The 24,414-nt window shown below is 36.6% G+C and carries 22 protein-coding genes and 2 tRNA genes; 5 read left to right on the top strand and 19 right to left on the bottom strand.

Annotated features, from left to right (window positions below; all coding sequences use genetic code 11):
• Positions 1-212: 212 nt before the first annotated feature.
• The 4 genes from QJV33_RS10720 to QJV33_RS10705 form a co-directional block, all read right to left on the bottom strand.
• On the bottom strand, positions 213-719 hold the full coding sequence (locus tag QJV33_RS10720) for an integrase core domain-containing protein (protein WP_281463320.1): 507 nt from the start codon (positions 717-719) through the stop codon (positions 213-215).
• Entirely contained in the window at positions 683-910 is a 228-nt protein-coding gene (locus tag QJV33_RS10715; RefSeq protein WP_281463319.1) for a hypothetical protein, read from the bottom strand. The genes QJV33_RS10720 and QJV33_RS10715 overlap by 37 nt, the downstream gene beginning before the upstream one ends.
• 125 nt (positions 911-1,035) lie before the next feature.
• Positions 1,036-1,830 carry a tetratricopeptide repeat protein gene (locus QJV33_RS10710; RefSeq protein ID WP_281463318.1) on the bottom strand — a complete coding sequence of 265 codons (795 nt, stop codon included), beginning with the start codon at positions 1,828-1,830 and terminating at the stop codon, positions 1,036-1,038.
• 99 nt (positions 1,831-1,929) lie between these two features.
• Positions 1,930-2,004 (bottom strand) — tRNA-Val (locus tag QJV33_RS10705).
• A 115-nt stretch (positions 2,005-2,119) separates the two neighbouring features.
• Here QJV33_RS10705 and QJV33_RS10700 point away from each other — a divergent pair.
• On the top strand, positions 2,120-2,989 hold the full coding sequence (locus QJV33_RS10700; RefSeq protein WP_281463317.1) for an N-formylglutamate amidohydrolase: 870 nt from the start codon (positions 2,120-2,122) through the stop codon (positions 2,987-2,989).
• Between the two features lie 67 nt (positions 2,990-3,056).
• Here the strand turns inward: QJV33_RS10700 and QJV33_RS10695 are convergent, their stop codons facing one another.
• On the bottom strand, positions 3,057-3,806 hold the full coding sequence (locus QJV33_RS10695) for an IS6 family transposase (RefSeq protein WP_281463316.1): 750 nt from the start codon (positions 3,804-3,806) through the stop codon (positions 3,057-3,059).
• Between the two features lie 87 nt (positions 3,807-3,893).
• On the opposite strand from QJV33_RS10695, the gene QJV33_RS10690 reads away from it, so the two are divergent.
• From QJV33_RS10690 to QJV33_RS10675, 4 genes are all read left to right on the top strand, one after another.
• Positions 3,894-4,511 carry a hypothetical protein gene (locus QJV33_RS10690; RefSeq protein WP_281463315.1) on the top strand — a complete coding sequence of 206 codons (618 nt, stop codon included), beginning with the start codon at positions 3,894-3,896 and terminating at the stop codon, positions 4,509-4,511.
• A 586-nt stretch (positions 4,512-5,097) separates the two neighbouring features.
• Positions 5,098-5,847 carry an IS6 family transposase gene (locus tag QJV33_RS10685; RefSeq protein WP_281463314.1) on the top strand — a complete coding sequence of 250 codons (750 nt, stop codon included), beginning with the start codon at positions 5,098-5,100 and terminating at the stop codon, positions 5,845-5,847.
• A gap of 223 nt (positions 5,848-6,070) precedes the next feature.
• Positions 6,071-7,396 (top strand): restriction endonuclease, encoded by a 1,326-nt coding sequence (locus tag QJV33_RS10680; protein ID WP_281463313.1) that lies wholly within the window; start codon positions 6,071-6,073, stop codon positions 7,394-7,396.
• Between the two features lie 150 nt (positions 7,397-7,546).
• Positions 7,547-7,637 (top strand) — tRNA-Ser (locus QJV33_RS10675).
• A gap of 550 nt (positions 7,638-8,187) precedes the next feature.
• On the opposite strand, the gene QJV33_RS10670 is transcribed toward QJV33_RS10675, so the two are convergent.
• From QJV33_RS10670 to QJV33_RS10605, 14 genes are all read right to left on the bottom strand, one after another.
• Positions 8,188-8,523 (bottom strand): Imm42 family immunity protein, encoded by a 336-nt coding sequence (locus QJV33_RS10670; protein ID WP_281463312.1) that lies wholly within the window; start codon positions 8,521-8,523, stop codon positions 8,188-8,190.
• Positions 8,507-8,731, bottom strand: coding sequence for a hypothetical protein (locus QJV33_RS10665; RefSeq protein WP_281463311.1), 225 nt, complete (start codon positions 8,729-8,731; stop codon positions 8,507-8,509). The genes QJV33_RS10670 and QJV33_RS10665 overlap by 17 nt, the downstream gene beginning before the upstream one ends.
• A 35-nt stretch (positions 8,732-8,766) precedes the next feature.
• Positions 8,767-8,979 carry a hypothetical protein gene (locus QJV33_RS10660; protein ID WP_281463310.1) on the bottom strand — a complete coding sequence of 71 codons (213 nt, stop codon included), beginning with the start codon at positions 8,977-8,979 and terminating at the stop codon, positions 8,767-8,769.
• 9 nt (positions 8,980-8,988) lie between these two features.
• Complete coding sequence (locus QJV33_RS10655) at positions 8,989-9,192, bottom strand: hypothetical protein (RefSeq protein ID WP_281463309.1); 204 nt, start codon at positions 9,190-9,192, stop codon at positions 8,989-8,991.
• A 5-nt stretch (positions 9,193-9,197) separates the two neighbouring features.
• The gene (locus QJV33_RS10650; RefSeq protein ID WP_281463427.1) at positions 9,198-10,952 is read right to left on the bottom strand and encodes a hemagglutinin repeat-containing protein; all 1,755 of its coding nucleotides are present in this window, start codon (positions 10,950-10,952) and stop codon (positions 9,198-9,200) included.
• A gap of 77 nt (positions 10,953-11,029) precedes the next feature.
• Entirely contained in the window at positions 11,030-11,158 is a 129-nt protein-coding gene (locus tag QJV33_RS10645) for a hypothetical protein (protein WP_281463308.1), read from the bottom strand.
• 141 nt (positions 11,159-11,299) lie between these two features.
• Positions 11,300-12,049 (bottom strand): IS6 family transposase, encoded by a 750-nt coding sequence (locus QJV33_RS10640; RefSeq protein WP_281463307.1) that lies wholly within the window; start codon positions 12,047-12,049, stop codon positions 11,300-11,302.
• Between the two features lie 79 nt (positions 12,050-12,128).
• Entirely contained in the window at positions 12,129-13,679 is a 1,551-nt protein-coding gene (locus QJV33_RS10635; RefSeq protein ID WP_281463306.1) for a formylglycine-generating enzyme family protein, read from the bottom strand.
• Positions 13,676-14,899, bottom strand: a complete 1,224-nt coding sequence (locus QJV33_RS10630; protein ID WP_281463305.1) for an ABC transporter permease — start codon at positions 14,897-14,899, stop codon at positions 13,676-13,678. The genes QJV33_RS10635 and QJV33_RS10630 overlap by 4 nt, the downstream gene beginning before the upstream one ends.
• The gene (locus tag QJV33_RS10625) at positions 14,896-15,600 is read right to left on the bottom strand and encodes an ABC transporter ATP-binding protein (protein ID WP_281463304.1); all 705 of its coding nucleotides are present in this window, start codon (positions 15,598-15,600) and stop codon (positions 14,896-14,898) included. The genes QJV33_RS10630 and QJV33_RS10625 overlap by 4 nt, the downstream gene beginning before the upstream one ends.
• 2 nt (positions 15,601-15,602) lie before the next feature.
• Positions 15,603-17,594 (bottom strand): vWA domain-containing protein, encoded by a 1,992-nt coding sequence (locus QJV33_RS10620; RefSeq protein ID WP_281463303.1) that lies wholly within the window; start codon positions 17,592-17,594, stop codon positions 15,603-15,605.
• The gene (locus tag QJV33_RS10615) at positions 17,591-18,649 is read right to left on the bottom strand and encodes an SEL1-like repeat protein (protein ID WP_281463302.1); all 1,059 of its coding nucleotides are present in this window, start codon (positions 18,647-18,649) and stop codon (positions 17,591-17,593) included. Before QJV33_RS10615 ends, QJV33_RS10620 begins: the two co-directional genes overlap by 4 nt.
• Positions 18,646-21,282 carry a virulence factor SrfC family protein gene (locus QJV33_RS10610; protein ID WP_281463301.1) on the bottom strand — a complete coding sequence of 879 codons (2,637 nt, stop codon included), beginning with the start codon at positions 21,280-21,282 and terminating at the stop codon, positions 18,646-18,648. Before QJV33_RS10610 ends, QJV33_RS10615 begins: the two co-directional genes overlap by 4 nt.
• A gap of 17 nt (positions 21,283-21,299) precedes the next feature.
• Positions 21,300-24,236, bottom strand: a complete 2,937-nt coding sequence (locus tag QJV33_RS10605) for a virulence factor SrfB (RefSeq protein ID WP_281463300.1) — start codon at positions 24,234-24,236, stop codon at positions 21,300-21,302.
• Positions 24,237-24,414 lie beyond the last annotated feature (178 nt).

The following is a 24,414-nucleotide window of genomic DNA, read 5'->3' as shown; positions in this document are numbered from 1 at the left end:
ATATATTAAAGGAAACGTATGTTAGGAGGTTCACTAAATTTTACAACATTAGATATCATTGGAATGCTCTTTTTTATAGCATCCCCTTTTATATTTATAGCTTTGATTTTATTTATTATTTTTTGAATCTTAAAAAAAAATGCGGCTGGTCTAAAACTGAAATTATTATTCCTCTTTTAATAATATTGAATTGTAGGAATTGATCGCGTTGTTTACAGATTTTGTTTAAAATAATCATCTAAAACCTCATAGGGTGTTTTTCCTTGAATGCCTTTATGGGGTTTAACAATGTTATAATAATTTATAAATCGTTTCAACTTTAACTTTCGATCTTGAGCATTGACGAACAATTCACGCTCATGCCACATTTCCATGAGTGTGCGAATGACGCGCTCTGCTTTGCCATTGGTTTGAGGGCAAGCTGGCTTGGTAAATTTCTGGTTAATCCGATTGGTATAACAAGATTTAACAAACAGATGTTCAAGCGTTCCTTGGTATTCTCTGCCATTGTCAGAGTAAACACATTCGATCGTATAAGGGCATTGAACCAGCACATCGTCTTGTAGGAACTGAGCTGCACTAAACTGAGATTTATCGTTGTAAATCCCTGCATAGAGTTCTCGAGAAAAATCATCAATACCTACAAAAAGATACTCCCGAGTTTGCTGTTTAGTCTCATTTTTCAACAAAGGAAGCCGTTTAATCTCAACATGCACCATCTCCCCAGGATAAGAGTTGTTATATTTTTGGCTTGCCGTCTGAGCTTGTCCTCAAGTGTTTTTTCAATCTTAGCAAGGCGTTTAATGCCATATTTGATCGTTTTATAACGCTCATTTGTGCTGGACATCGGCACAAATAATTGCAACCGAGCTCGCCTTAATACAACATAAATCGTAGGTCTGCTGACCATAAAACGCTTAGCCAGATCGGTTACCGTGACTTTCTACAGCATAAGCTTCGTTTTTCTATGCATTTTCATTACAGTAATATTCCATATCACTGTAAACAACCCGAACAATTCCTACACATTGGCTTTTATCGAGAATTTCGCAATTGTAGCATCATAGATTGAATGGTTCTGTTACACTCTTTGGGTGATTCTTTACAAAATTGCTCAAATAATTCTAGTGCTTTAGCATTATCCTTTGGGGTAATCTCACCAAGAAAATACATAATTCCTAATTTCATCTTAGCTTCAGAACTACCTTTTGAAATTGCTTTTTCAAAATACTTTTTAGCTTTTATAAAATCTTTCGGAGTACCTCGTCCTGTATCATACATCACTCCTAGATTGACCAAAGCCACAACATGACCTTGATTTGCTGCTTTCTGAAAATACTCTTTTGCTTTAATGTAATTCTGAGATGTGCCTTCACCTTCATAATACATTGATCCTAGTTTAAGTTGTGCTATAGGCTGCCCTTGATTAGCAGCCTTTTGATACCAAAAGAATGCTTTTGAATCGTCTTTATCTATACCCGCACCATCATAATACGCTAATCCCAATAAAAGTTGAGCTTTCTCATCCCCTTGATTTGCTGCTTTTTGAAACCAATAAGCTGCTTTTTTATGATCAAGAGGAATTCTTTCTCCCAACCCATATAATAATCCCAATGCAAGTTGGGCAACAACGTCCCCTTGGTTAGCTTTAGATTTAATAATATCTATACTAACATTATTTGTAATATATGGATTACCACCTCTTTGTTTGAATTGTGGTAAATAAACAGTATCATTGTTTAAAAACGGATTATTCGTTACTGCTTTAGCAATATTATTATAAAATAACAAACAAATCAAAGCGGGTACAATATATTTAGGTTTATTCATTTTACAGATACATCAAAATAAATCTTGTTATCAATAAGCAGATATTTTTATTGCTTTGATTATATATTAAATTTTTAAGTGAATTTCTATAAGCTTAGATGGTGGGTGTAACAGGGATTGAACCTGTGACCCCTACCATGTCAAGGTAGTGCTCTCCCGCTGAGCTATACACCCATCTTAGCTGATAACTGTTAATAACGATGTTCTTTTAAAAGTGCAAGTAGCCAAAGTAAAAAAAATGAAATATTTTATCAGATAATTTTATTTATCTATTTTCTGCGAATGTACAATGTCTTTATTTGACTTTATAAAACCCTCTTTTTCTTTGCCTTTTCTTATCCAATACCCACAAAATGAATATTCATATCCTATTTTAATCAGCTCACCCCATTCTGGAATAGAATATGATTCTCATCTACTTTCCTCATGCAGAGTTCCTCTAAATGAGTTACGAAAAAGCGAAGATAGTTATATTCATCTTTTATTGAAAGATGTTACACAATATAGAGTGACTTTTTTACAAGCAAGCCTTCCCAGAATATTCTGTGATTTAAATAGAGAAGCATGGGAGCTGGATCCCGATTTATTCAAAGACCCATTACCAGAATGGTGTCATACCAACAGCCCCCAAGTCAAAAGAGGTTTGGGAACCGTGCATAAAATCAGCAGCAGCGGAAAACAAATTTATAAATATTATTTATCCTTTCCAAAGATTAAAGAACGCATAGAAACCTATTGGTTTTCTTATCATCAGCAAATACAAAATTTTATTCAAAAAAGTTCCAAAGAAAACGGAGGATGTATTATTTTAGACATGCATTCCATGCCTTCTATGCTAAAACGCAATCCTTATTATGCAGATATTGTCTTAGGAGACGGCTTTTCAGAGACATGCTCCCCTGCCCTTATTAATAATAGCCAAAAATTTTTTACTGAGAAAGGCTTTAAAGTCAGCAAAAATATTCCGTATGCTGGTGGATATATTACTCGACATTACGGCAATCCAAGACAAAATATCCATGTGATGCAAATTGAAATTAATAAAAGTATATATATGAACGAGAATAGTTTTGAACTACAGGATGGTTTTTATTTACTTAAACAACAACTTAACGAATATATAGAATGGCTTTGCTCGCAAATAGAAACGATTTTATAAATAAAATAAATATCGGTCTTTTCGCAAATATTGAATGGGGCTGTAATTAGCCATAAAGCTAGCTAATTTAGACGGGTATATTATTATTTAGACCGAATATGCTTTGAATGAGCTTTATTTGTTCGTTGATTGTCCATTTTCCTTTAAAACCCAGTCCTTTTTTAATCCAGAGAATGGCCTCATATCCTTTAAGTGTTTTTCTTGCGGTATGAAAAGATTGAAAGCAACCATTCTTTGGGATAATTCTCTTTACTCTAAAATGATCATTTTCTATTCCCTGTTGTAAAGATTTCTTTGTTTCATGAACGCAGTGATTGGGAAGGATATACTCATTCTTCATGGTTTGTATGGTTTTTGGAAACGGTAATGCTTTATCTGTTCCAATATGGGTTGGAGCGAATAGACCCTCTTCTTTAAATGCTTTTATAAAAAAGCGTTGTGCTGCTTTGATATTTCTTTTAGCTGTTAATAAGAAATCAATAGCAGTTCCATTCTTATCAATGGCTCTATATAGATACTTCCACTGACCTTTTACCTTGATATAGGTTTCATCAATCCTCACCTCACCACAATGGGGTTTTCTATAGCTTCTCAAACGTTTTTCTAATAGTGGTGCATAGCGTAATACCCAACGATTTAACGTGCTATGATCAACGCTTACTCCACGCTCTAAAAACAATTCCTCAATATCTCGATAGCTAAGACAATAGCGTAAATACCAGTTTACCGCTTGGATAATCATCAATCCATTAAAATGACGACCTTTAAAATCATCCCTAGATCTTAATATAAGCTTGCTATAGATACCAATAGACATAAATCGTTCCTAAAATATAAATACTCACTCCATTTTTATATCATACTAAAATACATAATTAAATTTGCAACAAGACCAGAACAGATTATGCAAGAAGTAGAAAAGTTTTTTAAAACAAACGATATGGTTGCAACTGCTACTGATTCAAGAATTCATAGGTTACGAAAAGGTGAAAAACCTGAAGATAATTACTGGGTTAAATCTCAGTATCGTGGGCAATATGAAGAAAATGCTCTTCAAAATATGAATAAGCATGGATTTTTAATTAATGAGGCTGATGCAGGACAATCAGAACATCTTTTCAATGTTTTAGAAAATATGGTAATGTTTTATCTCAAACAAAATAAAGATAACCAAGAAAAATCTAGCGATTTAATGAATAAATCAATACCAACAGTAGTAGATAGGTTACAAAAAAAATATAAAGATTCATGGGGTAATGTCATACAAGACAGTGATTTAGGTTCTGCATTACAACAAACAGCAGATATTATTGAAGGTCGTGCTGAAGATAAAGATTCTGGAAAAGGAATTTCTGCAATAATGAAATCAGCTTTAAATTTCACTAATTGGGTTACTCGTTATTTTGCAACAGGAGCTAATGCTAACCCTAATGATATTGATTTTGTTATGAAAGATTCTTTAATTACAGGCAGTTCAGAGCAGAAAAGGAGAAATAAAAAAAGCAAATGTTTTTTCTGCTAGATATGGTGGAGCTAAAGCTTTAGAACAAGCTTGGAATCAGACTGAACCTCAAGAAACAAAACCTGTAATAAATGATCAGAAAGTTACTCCAGATACTGCAATACGTGCGCCACAAGGCTTCTTTTTATCAGCAGCTATGTATAATCAGCAAAAATCACTATCATTTGCAACAACTGTTCAAACTTCTAATTACAAACAATTAGAAATATTACAAAACAATAGAAATTTACAAGTCTCATATCCTCAATCCCTTGTTCGTCGAGGAGTAACGGTAAATAATAATAAATTTGTTACAACGATTAATGGTGATAATAGTAATCCTCAGGCAAAGTACAATAATTTTACGTCTTTTGTGAATAAAATGTTATCTAATTTTACATCTGAGGCGATTAATCAGCATCTTGGTTTAAAGTAGTTTATTTTTTAAATTTAGGTTAATTTTGTGAAAATTTTTCAATATAGTCTGTTTATTCTTTTTTGTTTTATATGTGTTTCTCAACAATCTTTTTGGTCTTGTCGCAAATTTAATTATGTATTTTAGTATGATATAAAAATGGAGTGAGTATTTATATTTTAGGAACGATTTATGTCTATTGGTATCTATAGCAAGCTTATATTAAGATCTAGGGATGATTTTAAAGGTCGTCATTTTAATGGATTGATGATTATCCAAGCGGTAAACTGGTATTTACGCTATTGTCTTAGCTATCGAGACATTGAGGAATTGTTTTTAGAGCGTGGAGTAAGCGTTGATCATAGCACGTTAAACCGTTGGGTATTACGCTATGCACCACTATTAGAAAAACGTTTGAGAAGCTATAGAAAACCCCATTGTGGTGAGGTGAGGATTGATGAAACCTATATCAAAGTAAAAGGTCAGTGGAAGTATCTATATAGAGCCATTGATAAGAATGGAACTGCTATTGATTTCTTGTTAACAGCTAAAAGAAATATCAAAGCAGCACAACGTTTCTTTAGAAAGGCGTTTAAAAAAGAGGGTCTGTTCGCTCCAACCCATATTGGAACAGATAAAGCATTACCGTTTCCAAAAACCATACAAACCATGAAGAATGAGTATATTCTTCCCAATCGCTGCGTTCATGAAACAAAGAAATCTTTACAACAGGGAATAGAAAATGATCATTTCAGGTTAAAGAGGGGTATACCAAGAAATGGCTGTTTTCAATCTTTTCATACCGCAAGAAAAACACTCAACGGATATGAGGCCATTCTCTGGATTAAAAAAGGACTGGGCTTTAAAGGAAAATGGACAATCAACGAACAAATAAAGCTCATTCAAAATATCTTCGGCTTAAATAATAATATACCCGTCTAAATTAGCTAGCTTTATGGCTAATTACAGCCCCATTCAATATTTGCGACAAGACCGTTTGGAGTAATATTCAAAACCAAAAACTTTTGATATTCTTTATCCGTTTGAAGCTATAAATTATTAAACGTGAATTACCTTTACAATCGTCATCATTTTAACATAAGTTGCGTGGTATTCTATTAAGAATATTAACAATACATTATATCGTATTTACTGATGACTATTTATGAAAAATAAGTTTTTATACATCTTTTTAACACTTTGTTATTTATGTTTTTTCAGCCTGCCCAGTTTTTCTGCTTCTCAGATTATCGCAGATAATGCTTTGTGGCGATCTTCTATCAATACAAAATCACAACAATTAACCATCAATGGTCAAGATAATGATTTTATCATCACACTTTTTATTTATTCAGGCAGGCAGTCTTTATTACAAATTGCTTATCTACAAAACAGTAATTACCTCAGAGATACATATTCGTTAAATTTCAGTATTGGAACGCAAAATTTTACCTTAAATAAACAGGCTTTTGTAACAAAGAGTAACCAGACCTATTTCAAAACCAACTTATCAACGCAGCAACTAAAACTATTTATCCACGATTTTACCGCAAAAGAGAGCGCTTATATTACAATTAATAATGATATCGTACCTATATCATTAACAGGAACCTCTTTGATTGTCTCTAGATTACTGCAATATTTAGATAAATACCCTATGCCAGAACTTCCCTCTCCTTTTGGTAAGTTAAATGCATCCAATACAACTTCTTTATTTGATCCTTCTATATTCCATAATCAAATTTTATATGGAATGAGCATCATCGCATTTATACTTTTATTCGGTCACCCATTATTAAATTTCTTCATTTCTTTTTACAAACGAAAAAGGAAAAATCATTCATTCTCAAAAGCACTGAAAATTGCAAATTATCAAATCAAACAACATGCAAATATTTTATATATCAAACGCGATCAACTTTTATATAAAGATGAGTATGGCAGTCTCATCGAAGATAAATGGTTACAAGAAGTAAATCGTTTTATCAAATCCATTATTAAGCCCAACCTCTCCAATCACCAACTCCTTGGGCTACTCCCTCACATAAAAAAAGAAATCGTCAGGAATATTTTATATACGGCTAAATATCCCCCTAAAAAACAAACAAAATTATTTCAAAGAACAAGAAAATCAAGATACAAATTTTCTCCTAAAATGAACCCTTTTGATTATGAAATCTATTGTGCAGAATTATTAAACCACTCTGGATGGGATGCCGAGGTCACAACAGCAAGTGGCGATCAAGGTGCAGATGTTATTGCTGTTAAGAAAGGAGTTACCTTTATCATTCAATGTAAATTATACAGTAAACCTGTTGGCAATAAAGCAGTTCAAGAGGTCAATGCAGCCAAAACCTTCTATCACGCAGATTATGCTGCTGTCGTTTCAAATGCAGCCTATACTACTGCGGCACGTCAACTGGCTGCCTCAACCAAAGTTGCTTTACTACATCATAAAACATTAGAAGATTTTGCCCGTTCTTTGATATAACCTTAATACGTCATTATTATATAGAAATAACGTTTTTGATAATAAGCCATACATTTCACAGCCCTCAATTAAAATTATATATTTATGTAAAAAAATCTTGCCTCTTGAAAAAAAAATGTTATGTTGTTCTGCAATTAAAGGCAATCTTTAGGAGAGATGGCCGAGCGGCTTAAGGCGCACGCTTGGAAAGCGTGTGTGCGTTAATAGCGTACCATGGGTTCGAATCCCATTCTCTCCGCCATATATATCAATCAACATATTGATTTATAAGCAAAAAAATAGTTGATCTTCAATATAATACCCCCAAATGTTTTTTCTATAAATGAGGCATCTCTTTAATTATTACTACTATTAGAATCGATAATTCGTCACGATCAACTCCTCACTTTGTTTCGTTGTTTTAGAGTTACACGAGTATTTAATATTAACAACTTCAAGTTGATTCTCTCTACAACTTTCAATTATATTTCTATCAAATAAGATCCCATATTCATCACGTCATAAATTTCATACTTCTTGTTTTTTAAAAACCAGAACTTTCATGAAAGGAAACTATTATACAAGGCACGAAAGGGTTACCTTGAAAAAAAGAGGGTCTTACATGTAATACTCTTGATATTTCTTGCAATTCTTCTTGTGTTGGTATTAAAGCCCCATCACAAATATTAAGAAACCTTCTAGGAGGAATGCTAAAATTTATTTCTTTTCTAAGCCTAGCCTTAGAATAATGCCGTAAGTTAAGGACTAATTGTAACATCACAGGATTTATTCGCTTCATACCTTATCCTTGACTAACTCATAGTTTTACAAGACCATTGATCTGCATGAAAATTTTCTGGTAAATATCTATATATTTCTCTGTTATTATCATAAACGGAATAAAAAATAAGATCGAAGATCTTCTTATCATTAAGATCAAATAAATTCGGACAATATCTTTTTTTATTATTACGAAGAGATCTTCCAAGACAATTCATAACATCTAATAATATAGAACACTCATTCCAATCTCCAAATTTTTGATTTTTGATATAAAAACAAAATTTACCAAGCATAAATTTTCCATAATTATCTTCTGGATCTAATTCAAACCTAATGGCAAAATTCTTTTTATCTCCAAATATCATTTTTATTACTTAATTGTTTGTATATCATAATAATATCTTCTGTTAATTGTAATACTTCCCTTTTATCAGTACCGTGAATTATTTCAAACTCTCTAGCATCTACACAGACACCTTCATAGATCTCACCAACTGCTGCAAGAATAATACGAAGTTCTTCTTGTGATAAAGCAATTATTGTCTGCTCATCTTTTAGTTCAATCAATTCCATTATATTTACTTTGCATTATTAAAATAATTTAGGATTCATTTTGATTCTATTAATTGATCATATATCTCATAAAGATCTTTTTTTAATGTTAATACTTCATTCTTTTGAACTCCATGAATTGCTTTAAAATCTCTAGCATCCACACAGACACCCGAGTATATTTCTCCAACAATTGATCGGATAATATAAAGCTCATCCTCTGATAAAATAACAGTTGATTGTTTTTCTTTTATTTCTACTAATTTCATTATTATTACTTAATCATTTTCAATCTGATCAAGAATATTGCCTAATTTTTTTAATAAACAACAAACTTCCTCTTTGCTTTTTCCTATTCTAGTCTCAAATTCAAAAACATCTATACCATTACACACTTCATTAAAAATATTATTTACTACTAACAACTCATCATATGAAAATGAGATACCAGCTTGTTTATCTACAATCTTTATAAGTTCCATTATATTTACCTTGCATTATCAAAATAGTTACGTCCAGTTGTAGGTCTAAAAGCAGTGCCTCCATCAGGATTTTTAGGATCTCTAATAACAATAGTCTCAGTGGATGCATCCCAAAACGCACTTCTTCCATTACTAAGCTGCTTCACCGCTGTAGGATTTTTAATAATATTTTCAATAAGATCTGCAAACTGTTCTTTTGTTTTAATACCTAATTCAGTATATTCACGTTGATTTATAACATGCTTTTCATAAGCATGCCCACCTGCAATTTCTTCACTTATCGATTTAGCATCTAATTCCGATGAATCTACATTATTTTTTGCATCATTACTAGGTTGCTGATCGTTTTTAGTTTGGTTTTGTTCATCATTTTTACCATCGTTATCATCTGGATCAGGTTGTTGATTGGGGTCTGCTGGTGTAGATTGTGCTGAAGAATTTGCAGGGTTATTTGCTTGAGAATTCCCCTGTTTATCCTTGTTCTCATCATTAAGATTATGAGTCATTTCAGCAGCTTCACCTAATTTAATTATAGCATAAAGCGCCGTCAATCCATATATTAACGCAGGTACAGCCTGTACAAAATTATATTGTTCAATCGTTGAAGAAATATCAGCACCATTTAAAGCACCAGAGCTACCACCAATCGCTCCTCCTACTGCAGCACCACCCGCACTGGCAATAATGTTTTCAATAACATTAGTCATCAAAATCGCAGTATCAGGATCGCCATTACTTTGAGCAACTGCCCATTTAGCAATCGCACTAACCGTCGAGGCAGTGGCTACATTCCCAGCAACAGCACTCCCCGCTGCGGCACCGACATTTCCGCCAGTAACGCCTGCGACGGCGGCGGAGCCAGCGGCTTCGAGGATGATACGACCAATATCATTCTTAACATTCGTTTCGTCAAAACCATTGATACCACTATTATGTAACGCATCAGAGATTTGTCCCATGACTTCGCCGACCAGCTGCATACCGAGTTGGCTGTTTTGCAGTTGGTTGGAAAGTTTATCGGCGTTAAACTTGTTATCCATGTGACCATTGGCGTTGTTGACATCCGTGGTATAGCTGCCCTGTGTGCTGCCAGCATCAACATGGATATTCCCAGAGATCGCAGACTGGCTGGTCGATGTTTCGTTATGCTTGCGATTGCCACCAGCAATCAAACCAGAATTCCCAGCCAAGTTCCCAGCAATCACGCCCAATGGTCCCAAGGAGCTCCCCAAAGCCCCCGTGCCAACACTCAGTCCACCCCCCGTAGCCGTCGCATCCCATTTCGATTGGTTCTCTTGAGTTTCCGCAATCAATTTCCCCGTGTCAAAATGGTTCTTGGACGCATCTGCGGTGCTGCTAATCACCCCAGCCTTTAAATGCGTCGTGTCACCCACGTGAATATCAACACCACCATCCCCTCCGTAAATGCCAGAAAGATCCTTGCCAGTGCTTTGATAATGATCCTTGATATTCTGATTGCCATAGCTGCCACCAGCACTCCAGTTGCTCCCCGCTTTGACACTCAACCCCGCTTGACTGCTGCTGCTGTCATAATGTGAGGTGTCTTGGGGGCTGGTAATATCCAAATTCCCCGTATCAACCGTAACTTGGTTCCCAGAAACAATCCCGCCATTAATCGTCGTCTTGCCAGGGGCGGTAATCGTCACTTTGTCCGTCGCAGAGACCGTCGTATTCACCCCAGTCGAACTGTCACCATTCGCATGTTGTTTAGAGCCACTGCCATTCGCAGCAACCCCAATATCCCCTTTGGTATTGACCTCAATCCCAATCGCACCACCAAAGCTGCTGCCTTTGCTGAAGGAGTATAGACGCTAGGTTAGTCTATTACAGGAATGAAGCAGCTTTTATCAAACCCAACACCATGTTCGTCAAATAAAGCAGATAGTTTCTCTTTTAATAACGGCGAAAACTCTTCTGTATCCTCATCAACTCCACACTCTAACAAAAAATCTTCACCTTCTTTGGTAAGATCAAATATATAACTTTTCCATATTGCATAACCGTCAAATATACTCGGGTCATTTTGTGCAAGCGGTCTTGTCGCAAATATTGAATGGTGCTGTGATTAGCCATAAAGCTAGCTAATTTAGACGGGTATATTATTATTTAGACCGAATATGCTTTGAATGAGTTTTATTTGTTCGTTGATTGTCCATTTTCCTTTAAATCCCAGTCCTTTTTTAATCCAGAGAATGGCCTCATATCCTTTGAGTGTTTTTCTTGCTGTATGAAAAGATTGAAAACAGCCATTTCTTGGTATACCCCTCTTTAACCTGAAATGATCATTTTCTATTCCCTGTTGTAAGGATTTTTTTGTTTCATGAACGCAGTGATTGGGAAGGATATACTCATTCTTCATGGTCTGTATGGTCTTTGGAAAAGTTGCGGCTTGATCTGTTCCAATATGGGTTGGAGCGAATAGACCATCTTTTTTAAACGCCTTTCTAAAGAAACGTTGTGCTGCTGTGATATTTCTTTTAGCTGTTAATAAGAAATCAATAGCAGTTCCATTCTTATCAATGGCTCTATATAGATACTTCCGCTGACCTTTTACTTTGATATAGGTTTCATCAATCCTCACCTCACCACAATGGGGCTTTCTATAGCTTCTCAAACGTTTTTCTAATAGTGGTGCATAGCGTAATACCCAACGATTTAACGTGCTATGATCTACATTTATCCCACGTTCTAAAAACAATTCCTCAATGTCTCGATAGCTAAGACAATAGCGTAAATACCAGTTTACCGCTTGGATAATCATCAATCCATTAAAATGACGACCTTTAAAATCATTCCTAGATCTTAATATAAGCTTGCTATAGATACCAATAGACATAAATCGTTCCTAAAATATAAATACTCACTCCATTTCTACATCATACTAAAATACATAATTAAATTTGCGACAAGACCCTCTATTCTTTATCTCGTGCTTGTGTCGCTGGAATGGCACTGATTTGCTTGGTTACATAATCGACACTCCATTGTTTTTTTGGCGTAGAGAGCAGATTTTGTGTTTGATCGGCAAAAAATGCCAAATTATCAAGTTGCCTAGTTTTAAAAGCAGTAGTAACCATTGAGAATTGTTTGGTTTTATCAATCGCAGAGGATGCATCCGCAATTTGTCGAAGAAGGTCTAAATATCCCTCGACAGAGTTTTTCATGATCTTTTTATGATTATCGATATTGGCTGTAATCCCAGATTTTTGCTTATCATTAAGCATTTTTAAAGTTGATAAAGATTGTTCCAGCATTTGAATCGTATGTTGATGTTCCCAGATATTCATCGCCAAGGCAGAAGCAGCCTCAATCTGAGCCCGCATTGTCGCAGTTTGTGCATCATTTCTAGCTCTGGCATCGGAATCAAGTTGGGCTGAAATACGATCTAAACCTGCTTTGGTGGCGGCATCTGTTGTTTGATTTTTTAAATTACTAATTAATTGATGCGTATCAGAAGAAATATTCTCTGCTTTTTGTAATAAATCGTTGAATTGGCTTTGTGCTTGATTAGTTTCTTGTAGGCTTCCTAGGCTGGGGGCTGCAATCACAACCCTAAACCCCATCGTCGCTAGTTTGGTTGGTTCATTGCTATTTGCATCATATAAAGGGATTTCTTCACGCAAAGCAGTATTTAAGTCTGAAGGGTTAAAGGTATAATTTCCTCCTTTAACGATAATTCCTCCTGTTTGACCATGCAAGCGCCCTACTCTATTCAAATGATAATAATCCTGCATCATTTGTCCGACCTCACCCAACATATCGTACAATCCCAATGGGTTGGGTTTCATAGCTCCAACAGCTTGCACTTGCCCATTCGCCAGTTCTGAGCCCGCCATCACATATTGCTCTATTCCTTCGGGCATAGGCCAAGTGGGTTCTAAAAACTCAGTATTACTAACTTTATTTCCACCTTGAGCAGCATAATACCATTCAGACTCTGTGGGTAGACGAACAAACCCATAACTGCTATCACGTTTTGGCAAAATATTTTTAGCATTTTGTAGCAACCATATAGACCATTTTTTAGAGAAATCCTGCGCATCAAACCAAGAGGCATTATTCATCGCTTTTTGCCCAGCTTGCTCGGCTTTGGGGCAAGTGCCATTATTCATAACAGCATCATATTGATTGCGTGTTACATCATATTTTCCAATATAATACACTTTAACTCCTGCTTTAGCAGAAGAGAATGGAGCTGATAAAGGGGATTGATGAATGTAATTACTATATCCTTGTTCAGTACCTGTTTGTCCCATTTGTACAGGAATATCATCCAAAACCCCTCCTTCTGAGGGTACTTCAACAGCTCGAAATACCATTGCCCCACCACACGGCATCGGCAATGTAAAATCATCTGGTAAAGGATGAGGATCAATCAAATTCTTTGCCCATGAAGGGTCTGCTGCATATGAAGATAAAGAGGTTAATCCCCCTATAAATGCCAAACCGTAAATAATTAATTTCATAATGCAGTGACCCCTTCCCAAGGTTGTATTTTTGCCGCACGATTTCCTGATAATAAACTTACAATAACGCCACCAAAGACAGTTAATCCCAGCGCACCCCAAATAATCCAGCCATTTAATAAAAATAACGCATGATTTTGGGGTAAAACAGAGCTAAATAACATATTAATTAATTGACCAGCTCCATAAGCCGCCCCCAATGCAATAATGGCTCCTGATAAAGCCAAAATAACAGACTGAACCAAAGGGAATAAAATCAGATCAAAAGCACTAAATCCATTAAATCGTAATAAAGCCAATGATTTTCTTTTCCGTTCTGTATTTGCCCATAAGCCCGCCCCCAAAGAAATACATAATCCAATCCCGCCAAGAGATGCGACACAGATAAATAATAAAGACAAACGTTGGTCTAAAGATAATAATCCTTCAACCTCGCCTGCTTTGGACAAAATATCTATCCCTGATTGACGCAGGTAAGTATCTAGAGCAGGCAACTCGTTGATGTTATGTGTATATAAACGAAAACCTGAATAAATGGGTTGGGCAGGCAAAGGTAAAGCTTGTAATTGTGACGGCCAATTTTTAATACCGTCTTGATAATTTTCAATCCCTACTGCTAATGGCAAACTGACATAAGCACTATCTTGATCTGTAATAGAAGGTGCAGCAATACCAACTATTTTTAAAGAAAATTTTACTTGTTGTTTTTCCCCATTCAAAACACGGTTCAGATAGGCTGTAATCTCATCTCCTTTTTGAACATGCAAATGATTTGCCGCAGAAGAGGATAAAATAATATCCTGATTATTTTCAATAAAAGGGCGAATATCTTTTAATAATGGATCGCCCTTAATTGTGGGCGTTAACATAATATGCCGACCACTTCCTAGATCACTTTGTTTTTCCATAAACAAACTCGCCGCAAGGGTTCTTGTTCTGGGTGCCAGAAACTCAACATCTTTTCGATTTGATAATTCTTTTAATGTTTGATCTGTAAAACTGCGATTAGAGATATTGACGATTTCTCTGGCATGAGGGTCTTCCAACAATGTTTGTCGCACGCTGGTTAATACACCACTACGCAATCCAGCAATCACAATTAATGGTGCCAGCACAGCCACGATCCCAAGCACTAAACACAACGATAAAATTGGTTCGCTTTTTAAATCTTTCCAAGCCAATTTGGCAGACAAAGCCCCATGGAAACACTTATACTTCATAAACTCAGCCTAGTAATTTGATTTTGAGGATCCATTTGACAAGGAAATTCTGTTAATCCATATTGCAACACTCTCTTTGTGTCATGAGACGTCATAATCAATGCAGCCCCTGTTTCTTGAATGGTTTCAATCAATAATTCCAATATTCCTTCCGCCAAAGATGGATGTACTGATGCGGTTGGCTCGTCTGCCAAAACGATCAAAGGATGATTGATCAATGCGCGTGCAACAGCCACTCTTTGCCTTTGACCTACGGATACTTCATGAGGTTTATGAGATAAAATGGATTGTATTTCCAATCTGTTCACCAAATAGAAAAACCAATCTTGATCTTTTTTACCGATCAACCGCTGGGGCATTTGTATATTTTCTTGAATGGCTAAAAAAGGAATAAGGCCAGCAGTTTGAGGAATAAAACCAAATAACGAGGCTCTTAACATCGCTAAATCATCATTTTTATTCCGTTTCCACTTTTCTAGAACATCAATTTGATTACAAATAAATTTTTTACCGCGATCTGGTTTTAATGCCAAAGACAACATTCCAAGCGTCGTGCTTTTCCCACAGCCAGATGGGCCAGAAATTAAAATCTTGTCTCCCAAATGAATGTTAGCGGTAACAATCTCTATCGTAATCCCACCAGAGAACTGACGGGATATTTTTTCAAGAACAAATATTTCCTTTGGCTGTGGTTCTGACATTTTTAAGGCAAAGCCTCAAGCGGAACAGGGAATACTGCTTCCCCTGGGTCATTATTTCCACTCAGATTAACCCATAAATCAGGATGCGCTTGATATTCTTGATAAAGACGCAAACGACTTTCAACATTATTTAAAATGGTTCTTTGTGCAATGGCACCCATTGCCAACCAATCTTTTTCAGAAATATTCATAATATCAGACTTATAAGGCAAATCTTGAAGATACTCGCCAAGCATCCCTCCAATTTGCTGAGATTGTGCAATTTTTGAAGGATCTCTGGCAGCAGCAGCAAACGCAGAACGTAGTTGCGTAAAGAAGGTTTGTGGTTCTGTACGCCCTGCCAATCCTGTCTTGAGGATAATTTGTAATGCTTGGGCTAAATCTGAAAGTTGATTACGCGTTAATAAAACACGAACCTCCACAGATTTCTTCATTGGGTTTGATAAATCTCTATCGGTTGTATAACTGGACACAACATCTGGAACAGATGTTTTTTCTTCTTTACCCACATAAGCTAACTTCATAGCTTCACTGACAACTTGCAACTGCTTTTGCATTGCTTGCTGTTTAGCATCCTTGCCTTCTGGATTTAACCCAGCTACAGGGCGCCCTGTTGTGTTAGAAACTTGTTGTAGCAAAGAAGTTGATAAATTTTCAATTACTTCAGCAAATGCCTCTGGTGTTCCCCCTTTGACAGGGAAATACAAAGAACCTACTGTGCCATATTTACTTAAAGCACGATATTGCTTTTCAGCTTTTTGATGATCATTATTCTTTTGCCCCGATGGCGTTAATAAATGAACAACAAAGACCGCAACCCCTTTTGATTCAGCAAGCTGGCGAATTTCTTCGATCCCCAATTTTGTAATGCTATTGGGATGATCTGCCCCTCTGGCTCCTGCATCTGTTACCAAAATAAGGTAACGTCCGGCTGATTGATTCCAATCTACTTCATCCAAAGCCGTTTTAATTCCTGCAATCGCATCTTCATCAAAGGATTTAGAGGAGACTTTGGCATCGTGAACGATAGAAATCGAATCATTAATCACATCGATAGGTTTGCTAAAATCAGGTTTAGCATAAACTTTGGTTTCATATTCCAACTCAGGATTGTCTTTTAAACTGTCACGATAAGCGACCAATCCAAAACGAAAATTATCTTTAACTGCAGTATTTTGAATACGACTCACAATCGACTTAACTGCTTTTTGAGTTTCTTCAATATAAGGTTCCATACTGATTGTTGTATCCATCACGAAGACAAGACTGGCTTTAAAATTCCTTAAATTCGCAGGCGATGCATTAACTTGATTTCCCGAATGTGAAGGTGCAGAAATCACATGAAGCAATCGTAAAGGCGGTCCACTGGGGCGTTCAATTTGTTGAGCATTCAAGATAGGTAATAAATAGAAATTCTTGGTAATATCAACGTAATTTGCAGGCTCTATTGCCACAACTTTATCTGAATTACCAGCCAAAGCAGCTTGAGTTAACTCCTTAGATTTTTGTGCAATATTAGGATCTGTAATTAATTCTTTTTCATCTTGTTCTGTTTTAAGGAACAAAGAACGCTCTCTGCCTGCTGGATTAGTAAACGCCCCCACCAATGTATGCGCCCAATTCACAGATCTATCGGCTGGTATCCATCCCGCTATATGTCCTTGAGTATCAAGACCGACTTGTATCCAATCTTCTTTTCCTTGTGCATCTTTATGACGTTGATACACATAAAAGACTTTGAATCCTTCCAAAGGTTTAGAATTTTCAGATGAAGGTTCAGGGCAAATTACACCGCCTGGACGCGTAATCACACGTTGATAAAGGCTATGTTTTCCCTCCATTAACAAAGGCACTGTTGGCGCAGCATTGTTATTTAATGTTGGCGATATTGATGCAGAAGAAGATGGTTCAGCAACTGCATATAAACTGCCTGCAAAGACACCCATCACCGCAACACTAGTTTGTAATAATAAACGAAAATGACCTAATTTCATTTCCAAAAATCCTTGATGGTTAAACGCGCCATATCATCACCACTCTCTGCTTTTTTGATCAGCCACTCTTTCAAGGCTGCTCTGGGGGCTGCTGCTTCTTTTGATCCATTTTCGACAGCTTTTTGGAAATATCTTGCGGCTTCTCTCATATCTGGACTTGGAATAGCACCACCTTCTTTGAAATCAACAGGGCTGTAAAGTAAACCTAGTTTCAACATCGCAACAGTATCACCTTTAGAAGCAGCATTTTCCAACAATAATACCCCATCATCATATTGCTTTACTGCCAGACGACGTTCCCCTTCTTTGGTAATCATTGCTGTATTTGGTGCTTTATTAATCACATCAGGCACAGGCATTTTTTGTAATGTTTCAGCCAATGAGGGTTCTGGTTTAGGTGGTGGGGCTGGAGGTTGTGTTTTAGCAACTTCTGGTACCTTAGGTTGTTCTTTTTTAGGTTCTTCTTTCTTAACAACTTGTTCTTTCTTAACTTCAGGCTGAGATTGTTGATGTTTCATATACCAAATCCCTCCACCAGCACCAGTAATCACAATGATTGTTATGATTGCTGCAATGATCTGCTTAGAGGTTGATTTCTTGGGCTCTTCATGAATTAAAGGCGCTTCTTCTTCAACGATAGGTTCTGAAGGTTCAGGTTGATCTTCCTGTGGAAGAATGTCTGGCTCTTCAATTTTTTCTTGTTCTTTAATAATCTGCGTTGTTTTCAAAGGATTCGAAGCAGTATTAATAACGCCTTTACTATTCCCTCTTTTACCGATAATTTCTGGCCAAATTACTGTTGCCAAACAATCTAATTCAGGAATTTTTATTTGATAAGGACTATCTGGTTCTAAAATATCCCCTAAACTATCAGCATCGATCGTTAATAAAAGATTATCGCCTTCAACGAATTGTTGTAAGACTTTTTGTGAAGCAATAGATGAAAATTGAGGAAATGAGATAGTTAAAACAGTGCCATACTGTGCTGCTTGTCCAACAACAACAATAACTGCTTCCCCTGGTGCTGCTGCAAGAATTTTTAATTGAGAACTCATTTTTCTTTATGCTCCAATTCAGAAATAATTCGACCTAGTAACGCATTTGCGGCTGGATCAACACCATTAAGTTCAGAAGCCCCAGCATTTTCTTCAAAAATTTGCACCAATGCAGAAATCCAATCCCGAACAAACCGTTCATTATAAGGTGTCGGTTGTTCTGGTAATACCAATATTTCCGTAAGCTCTTCTTTTGGAGTAAAAACATACTCACCTTTTAAGCCTCGGGTCATCGGACGTTGTTCAACAGGAACATCAAAATAGCCTAACCAATTGACAAAATTACCAATTTCTATTTCTGCCAATAATGCTTGTGTTTCCCCTCTCAAAGACGCACTGCCTGTCAGGGCAGCATTTTTCCTTAATTTTTCAGCCAAGCGATCACGCAAATTTAATCTTTGGGACAATAATGCAAACTCTGTTGTTAAAGCGATCAATTGCTCTGATGGAACAAAATAAGTTTCTGCTACATGTTCTTGCCCAGCAAAATGTTCCATCACATTATTCCATTTTGACAACGCAAGCTCTGCATATTGTTCATGCCGATCTCTCGCGATCTCTTGTTCCTCACCAACAGATTGTTGAGAGTTGTTTTCTTCTGTGGCATCAGGGAACATATCTTGAAATAAGCTATCGACATCGCTGGCTCTGCCCATCAAGAATCTTTGATTGCTGGATTGCGTTTCCAGACTGCGCCACGCTTCAATCATTTGATCGCGTGTAACTTGCAAACATGATAATAATGGACCAAACATTTGTGCTGCCACACATTTCATCAAAGAACGTGCAATATTTTGTGCTTCTAAAGATGCTTTTTTAATTGCTTCGTCTTTATTATCACTATGGTAATAAGGCGCGATAAACCTTGATAAATTGGCACAAAATTGCTCTAATTGTGCTGAGATTTGCTCGTATTTTAACCGACCATCACAAACCTGACTTAAAGCTTGAGCCAAATAAGTAATCCCCCCATCATTTGGTTTTAATACTGCTTCCCAAGCTTCTTGAGGATTGGCAACGTAACGTTGAATAGAATTATTCGATAAATAAGCTTGTCTCATTGTATCAACTAATGATTGAGACCTAGAAGCAATTCCAGCTTCCTTTTGCACAGCATTTTGTTGTTCATAATCCATAACAGCAGGAAATTTAATTGCAGGACTACGTAACCAATATACATTATTAAAAGGTTGTTGGTTTTTCCAATCTTCGACCCAACTGCTTGTTTTAAAAAAATCTAATAGACTGGCATTAATTCTTGCTGTCCAACGAAAGCCAGATGAAGGCGCATCACCATCTTTTTGTTCAAATTCTCGGTCAAATTTTGTCAGAACGATAAATAAATTATCTCGTTGTTTTGCTCTATCAGCGGATGTGGCACCAATACTGCTTTTGATCCATCCATCAATCATCCCTGGCAACGTGGACACACTTTGTATCGAATCTCCAATACATAAAAGCATTGCCGAAATTTCTCGCTCTGCTTCATAACGTTGGAATAAATAAGCAACTTTTCCTCTTAAAAATAACCGTCCCAACGCCTCTGGTGTCTGTAGGAAATCCTGTGGGTCATAAATAATTTCACGAGACCTAGCTCCAGGAAAATCCAATAAATCCGTTTCCTCTAAAAATGCCCAAGGAGCTTCACCTACTGGAATAGTAATCTCTGCGGTTAATGCGGTAACAATAGAACGATTAATGGTAACTGTTTTTTGATCTGGGGTTAATAATGCAACACTGTCGCCATGATCGGGTTGTCCTAATGTAAATAAGGCTTCTACATTTAGGATACTTCTTTCTCTGGGGCGCAACGCATCGGTTGCACAATAAACAAAATCTGGTTGCCCTAATTGCTCCAACGTTACAAATAATGAGCGTGCTAGATTTGTAAACTGAGGCAAACCATTCCATAAAGGAGAGAACAAACTGACAGATTCACTGGCGGGTAAATATGGAACCAGCATTTTCAACTTATCCCAATAGCCATCCCCTAATTTTTCCAAACGTTGATAATCAGGATATAAAGCCTGTAAATATTCCATTAACCCTTCAATATCATCCAAATCGATAATAGGATTAACGGTATTTGCGCTTGCTCCAGCTGCTTCAAATAAAGCATCAATCTGTTTATCTTCCATCGATAACTCTTTGACCTTAAAGTCTTCTAGAGACGTATTGGTCAGAATTTTAATGATATCTGCTGCGGATAATAAACGTAAAGGCACAGGCATATTTTCTTGAATAACCTGTGGGGTTCGCGTGGTAAAGCGAGAAACTAATCCTGTTGATTCATTCCCCCCTTGAGGGTTCATGTCTTGCAGGAAGTTGAGTTTTTCCCCTTGATAATAAGCTTCTAAAGTTTCCCCTGGTTTGGTTGCCAGACTGGATACCAAATAAGACTTTCCAGATTGTGAAGCCCCAAACACAGCAATAGCTGGTGGTTGATTAGCAGCACGATTTAATTGGCGTGCTTGCCTGCGAAACCGTCGCAACGTCGTTTGAAGACGTTCACCGTCTCCTTTGACCGCAATAGGATTATCATTAAACCAAGATAAAGCTTGACCAGATGCTTTTAAAACATCCCCTGTACGCGCTTGCAGTGTTTTGATCATTATTTGATTATCTTCAACCATTTTAATCATTTCTTTCTTTAAGCTAACGTAAAGCGACCCGTATCCCGCCAATATCCTTCAACATTTTGCATCGTTTGCAATCTTAAGGATAAAATTCGAGGTGGATATTGCTCATTTTTTTTGTCTGTGACTTCTGCAATTTTAAATTGCTCTCTACCAGAATAATCATTCTGTGCTTGTTCTTTATCAAGATCAATATCTTGTCGCACGATTTTAACCGTTAAAGGTAAAGATACTTTATTAAATCCAGGAAAATTTCCAAATTCTAATGTATATAAAGGTGAAGCTGGCCAACGTTCTATACCAAGTTGCCTAAACCCAATACGTGTTGTATTTTCAAAATCATGAATAGTAAAACCAACATCTTCAGATGACTGCCCCTCTAAATCAATATTAGCAAGCCAAACATTTTTATGACGTAATTGACCATTCTTTTCAAGGCGACCAATAAAGCGTGCTGTCGAATACATTTTTAAATCTCGTGTTCTTAAAACGAAATTTTGTAATTTTCCCTCGGCTTGCAAGCAAAGTGACGCACCAACCACAACGGTTGTTTTAGGATCGCTAATTCTGTTTCTTGCATCACGAAACGCATAATAAGCCCCAACACGATAATGATACATACCAACAATACGATGTGGAGGCACTGGCATCGCTGCTTTAATCATATCCACAATACGTCTAAATCTTGAAGGTCGTCCTGAAACCAATAAAACATCACAATTATATGTCCAAATGGCTTCACATAAATTAGAAATCACCTCACCCATGACATGGGAAATAGAAGCCTCAATATCTTTGACTTTAATCGCAATCTTAACATCAGCAATATTAAAATCTTTAGCCCCAACTTGTTCTGCTTGGTGATGAATATAACTGGCTGAACGATAAATATTTTCTTTGTCCTGTCCCAAAACATCTTTAACATAAAAAGGTATTAACCCTTCGAGACTACGATCAGTCACTGCTTCATATTCTTTTAAAACCGCAATCGCAATCGGTTCTAAAATCGTGCTAACAAATAATTTTCTTAAATGACGCTCTTGTTCAGACTGCCCACCCCAATCTTGACCGATCATGCGGCTGAATAATGCTTGAGTATCTTGCACACCTGATTGTTGTAACGCTTCTGCCAAAGGAGGTAACACAACATTGGTAATTAAATGTTCCAAAATATCATCACCCGCGATTTTGAAACTTTCACGAAATTCTTGTTTGGGGCAAATGGTTTCTCCAGAAGGAACCGTATAAGAGCTAATCATCAAATCAGTCGTTCCACCACCAATATCCAAGCTAGCTACTCTAATCGATGGTTCAAGCTGTTCTTTACGATCTTGATTAGGACGCAAGCGACCATGTAACCGCATAAATTCATCCACATTTCCGCCCAAACGTTCTGTAATCTCATTATAGAGCCAGACAATCTGTGTCGCTGTAGCTTCATCCAAACGGCATTGTAATTGAGGGCGTATATTCCATGATAGCCCAAGCATTTTCCAACATAAATCAATCGCTGCTTTGGTTCTATTTTGTAAAATTTTCTGTTCTGCTACAGGCATTCCAGGTGGCATTGTTAAGACAATAGACCGCAACCTGCGCATTAATGTTTTATCTTGGCGTTGTTCTCTGTTTTGAGGAGAATTCATTTGCAAACGGGCTTGCATTAAAATTTCTACAAACATAAACGTAAAGAGTGAACTGCGAGAAAAATTCGGTTGTGTGGTAATATTCTCCCCTGATGAACGTTCTTCATCCGACAAAACACGTCCTTCAGGAGAAATCATCGCCATAAACGCACCATTAACTGGCGGATCAACAATTCGACCCCCATCGCTAATAGAACGGCTGTTATATCGCCAACTTTGTAAGGATAAGCGACTGTCCCATATGTAGCGTTTAGGTGAAGAAAGCCCTGTTAAGCCCTCGTTCCCAATACGCATCCCCGCCAAATGAGCAGCCTCAAACCCAACTCTGACAGGGCTAGGCCAAAAGAATGCTTTGCTTCGTCCAGAGCGACGAGAAAGCAAATCATTACCGAAATTTGCTTTCGCAAATTCAATGCAACTTGGAAATGGTTGGTTATATTCTAAATAAGGTCGTGATAAATCTCTGAGCACCAAAGGATAACTATTGGAAAAATTAAGATCTTGTCCCAAATGATCTTCGATCAAAATTCCACAACTGCGTGAATTTCCTAAATCTAAAACCAAATCGACTTCAACGACATTTTGAATGTTTTTTTCTGTATTCCCATCCAATAAATGAATAGTCGGCATTTGCTGAACAGCTTGTAAAATATGCAGAAAAGTTTGATAAACAGCGTAATGCCAACAGTAATATTGATGATCTGCAACTATTTTTTGCTCGTTTTTACTTTGAACCTCTTGTTGAATTTTGAGTAACCAATCACCCACCCAAGCTTCGTTCAAAAACCAAGCTATATCTTGTAAGGACGAAGCAAATTTAAAATGATCTTGTCGTTGGCTATCTTCAAAAGTTGGCGCATTATAAACCCCATCCTCTTGCAGCTCTTCTAGACTTGTATCAAAAACCAAATCAAGATGGATTTTCCCCTCTTCTATTTCTGAAAAACGACCACGAACCCAATTTCCAGGCCCTTTACGAAATATATTATTTCCGCCTTGTTCTATGGAAAGTAATGCAAAAAAAGGTAAAGGCAACCACTGTTTTTGTAAGAATTGAACAACAGACTTCCAAGAAACATCGTAAATCTGCTCTTCGGGCGGAACGCGTTTTGTTACGGGATCTTTGATAACCCCTGTTTCTGCATCTTCTTCCAAAGCATGCAAGATATAACGTGGGCTGCCATCTTCATATTCACCATTACGTTCTTCCCAAAACCAGCATCGAATATTTTTAATTGGTTCTGTTGAAAATAATACAGGCCAAAATTGTAATCCACTTTCGGGTATTAACGTGATGGTACGGTTCATACGCTGTTTACTCTTCTTCGATTAATGAACAATTTATTTTAAATGACTATGATCCAAGCTGCAAATAATATCAATTTATAACATAAAATATGATTTACTTTTCACAACATAAACATTTATTTTGGGTTATAATAAGTTTTTTCTGTATTAAAAATGCATATAAAAGCCATAAATTATA

Source organism: Commensalibacter nepenthis, from assembly GCF_029953305.1.
Lineage (GTDB): Bacteria > Pseudomonadota > Alphaproteobacteria > Acetobacterales > Acetobacteraceae > Commensalibacter > Commensalibacter nepenthis.
Note: the sequence above shows the minus strand (reverse complement) of the source record. Positions and strands in the feature narration are given on the sequence as shown.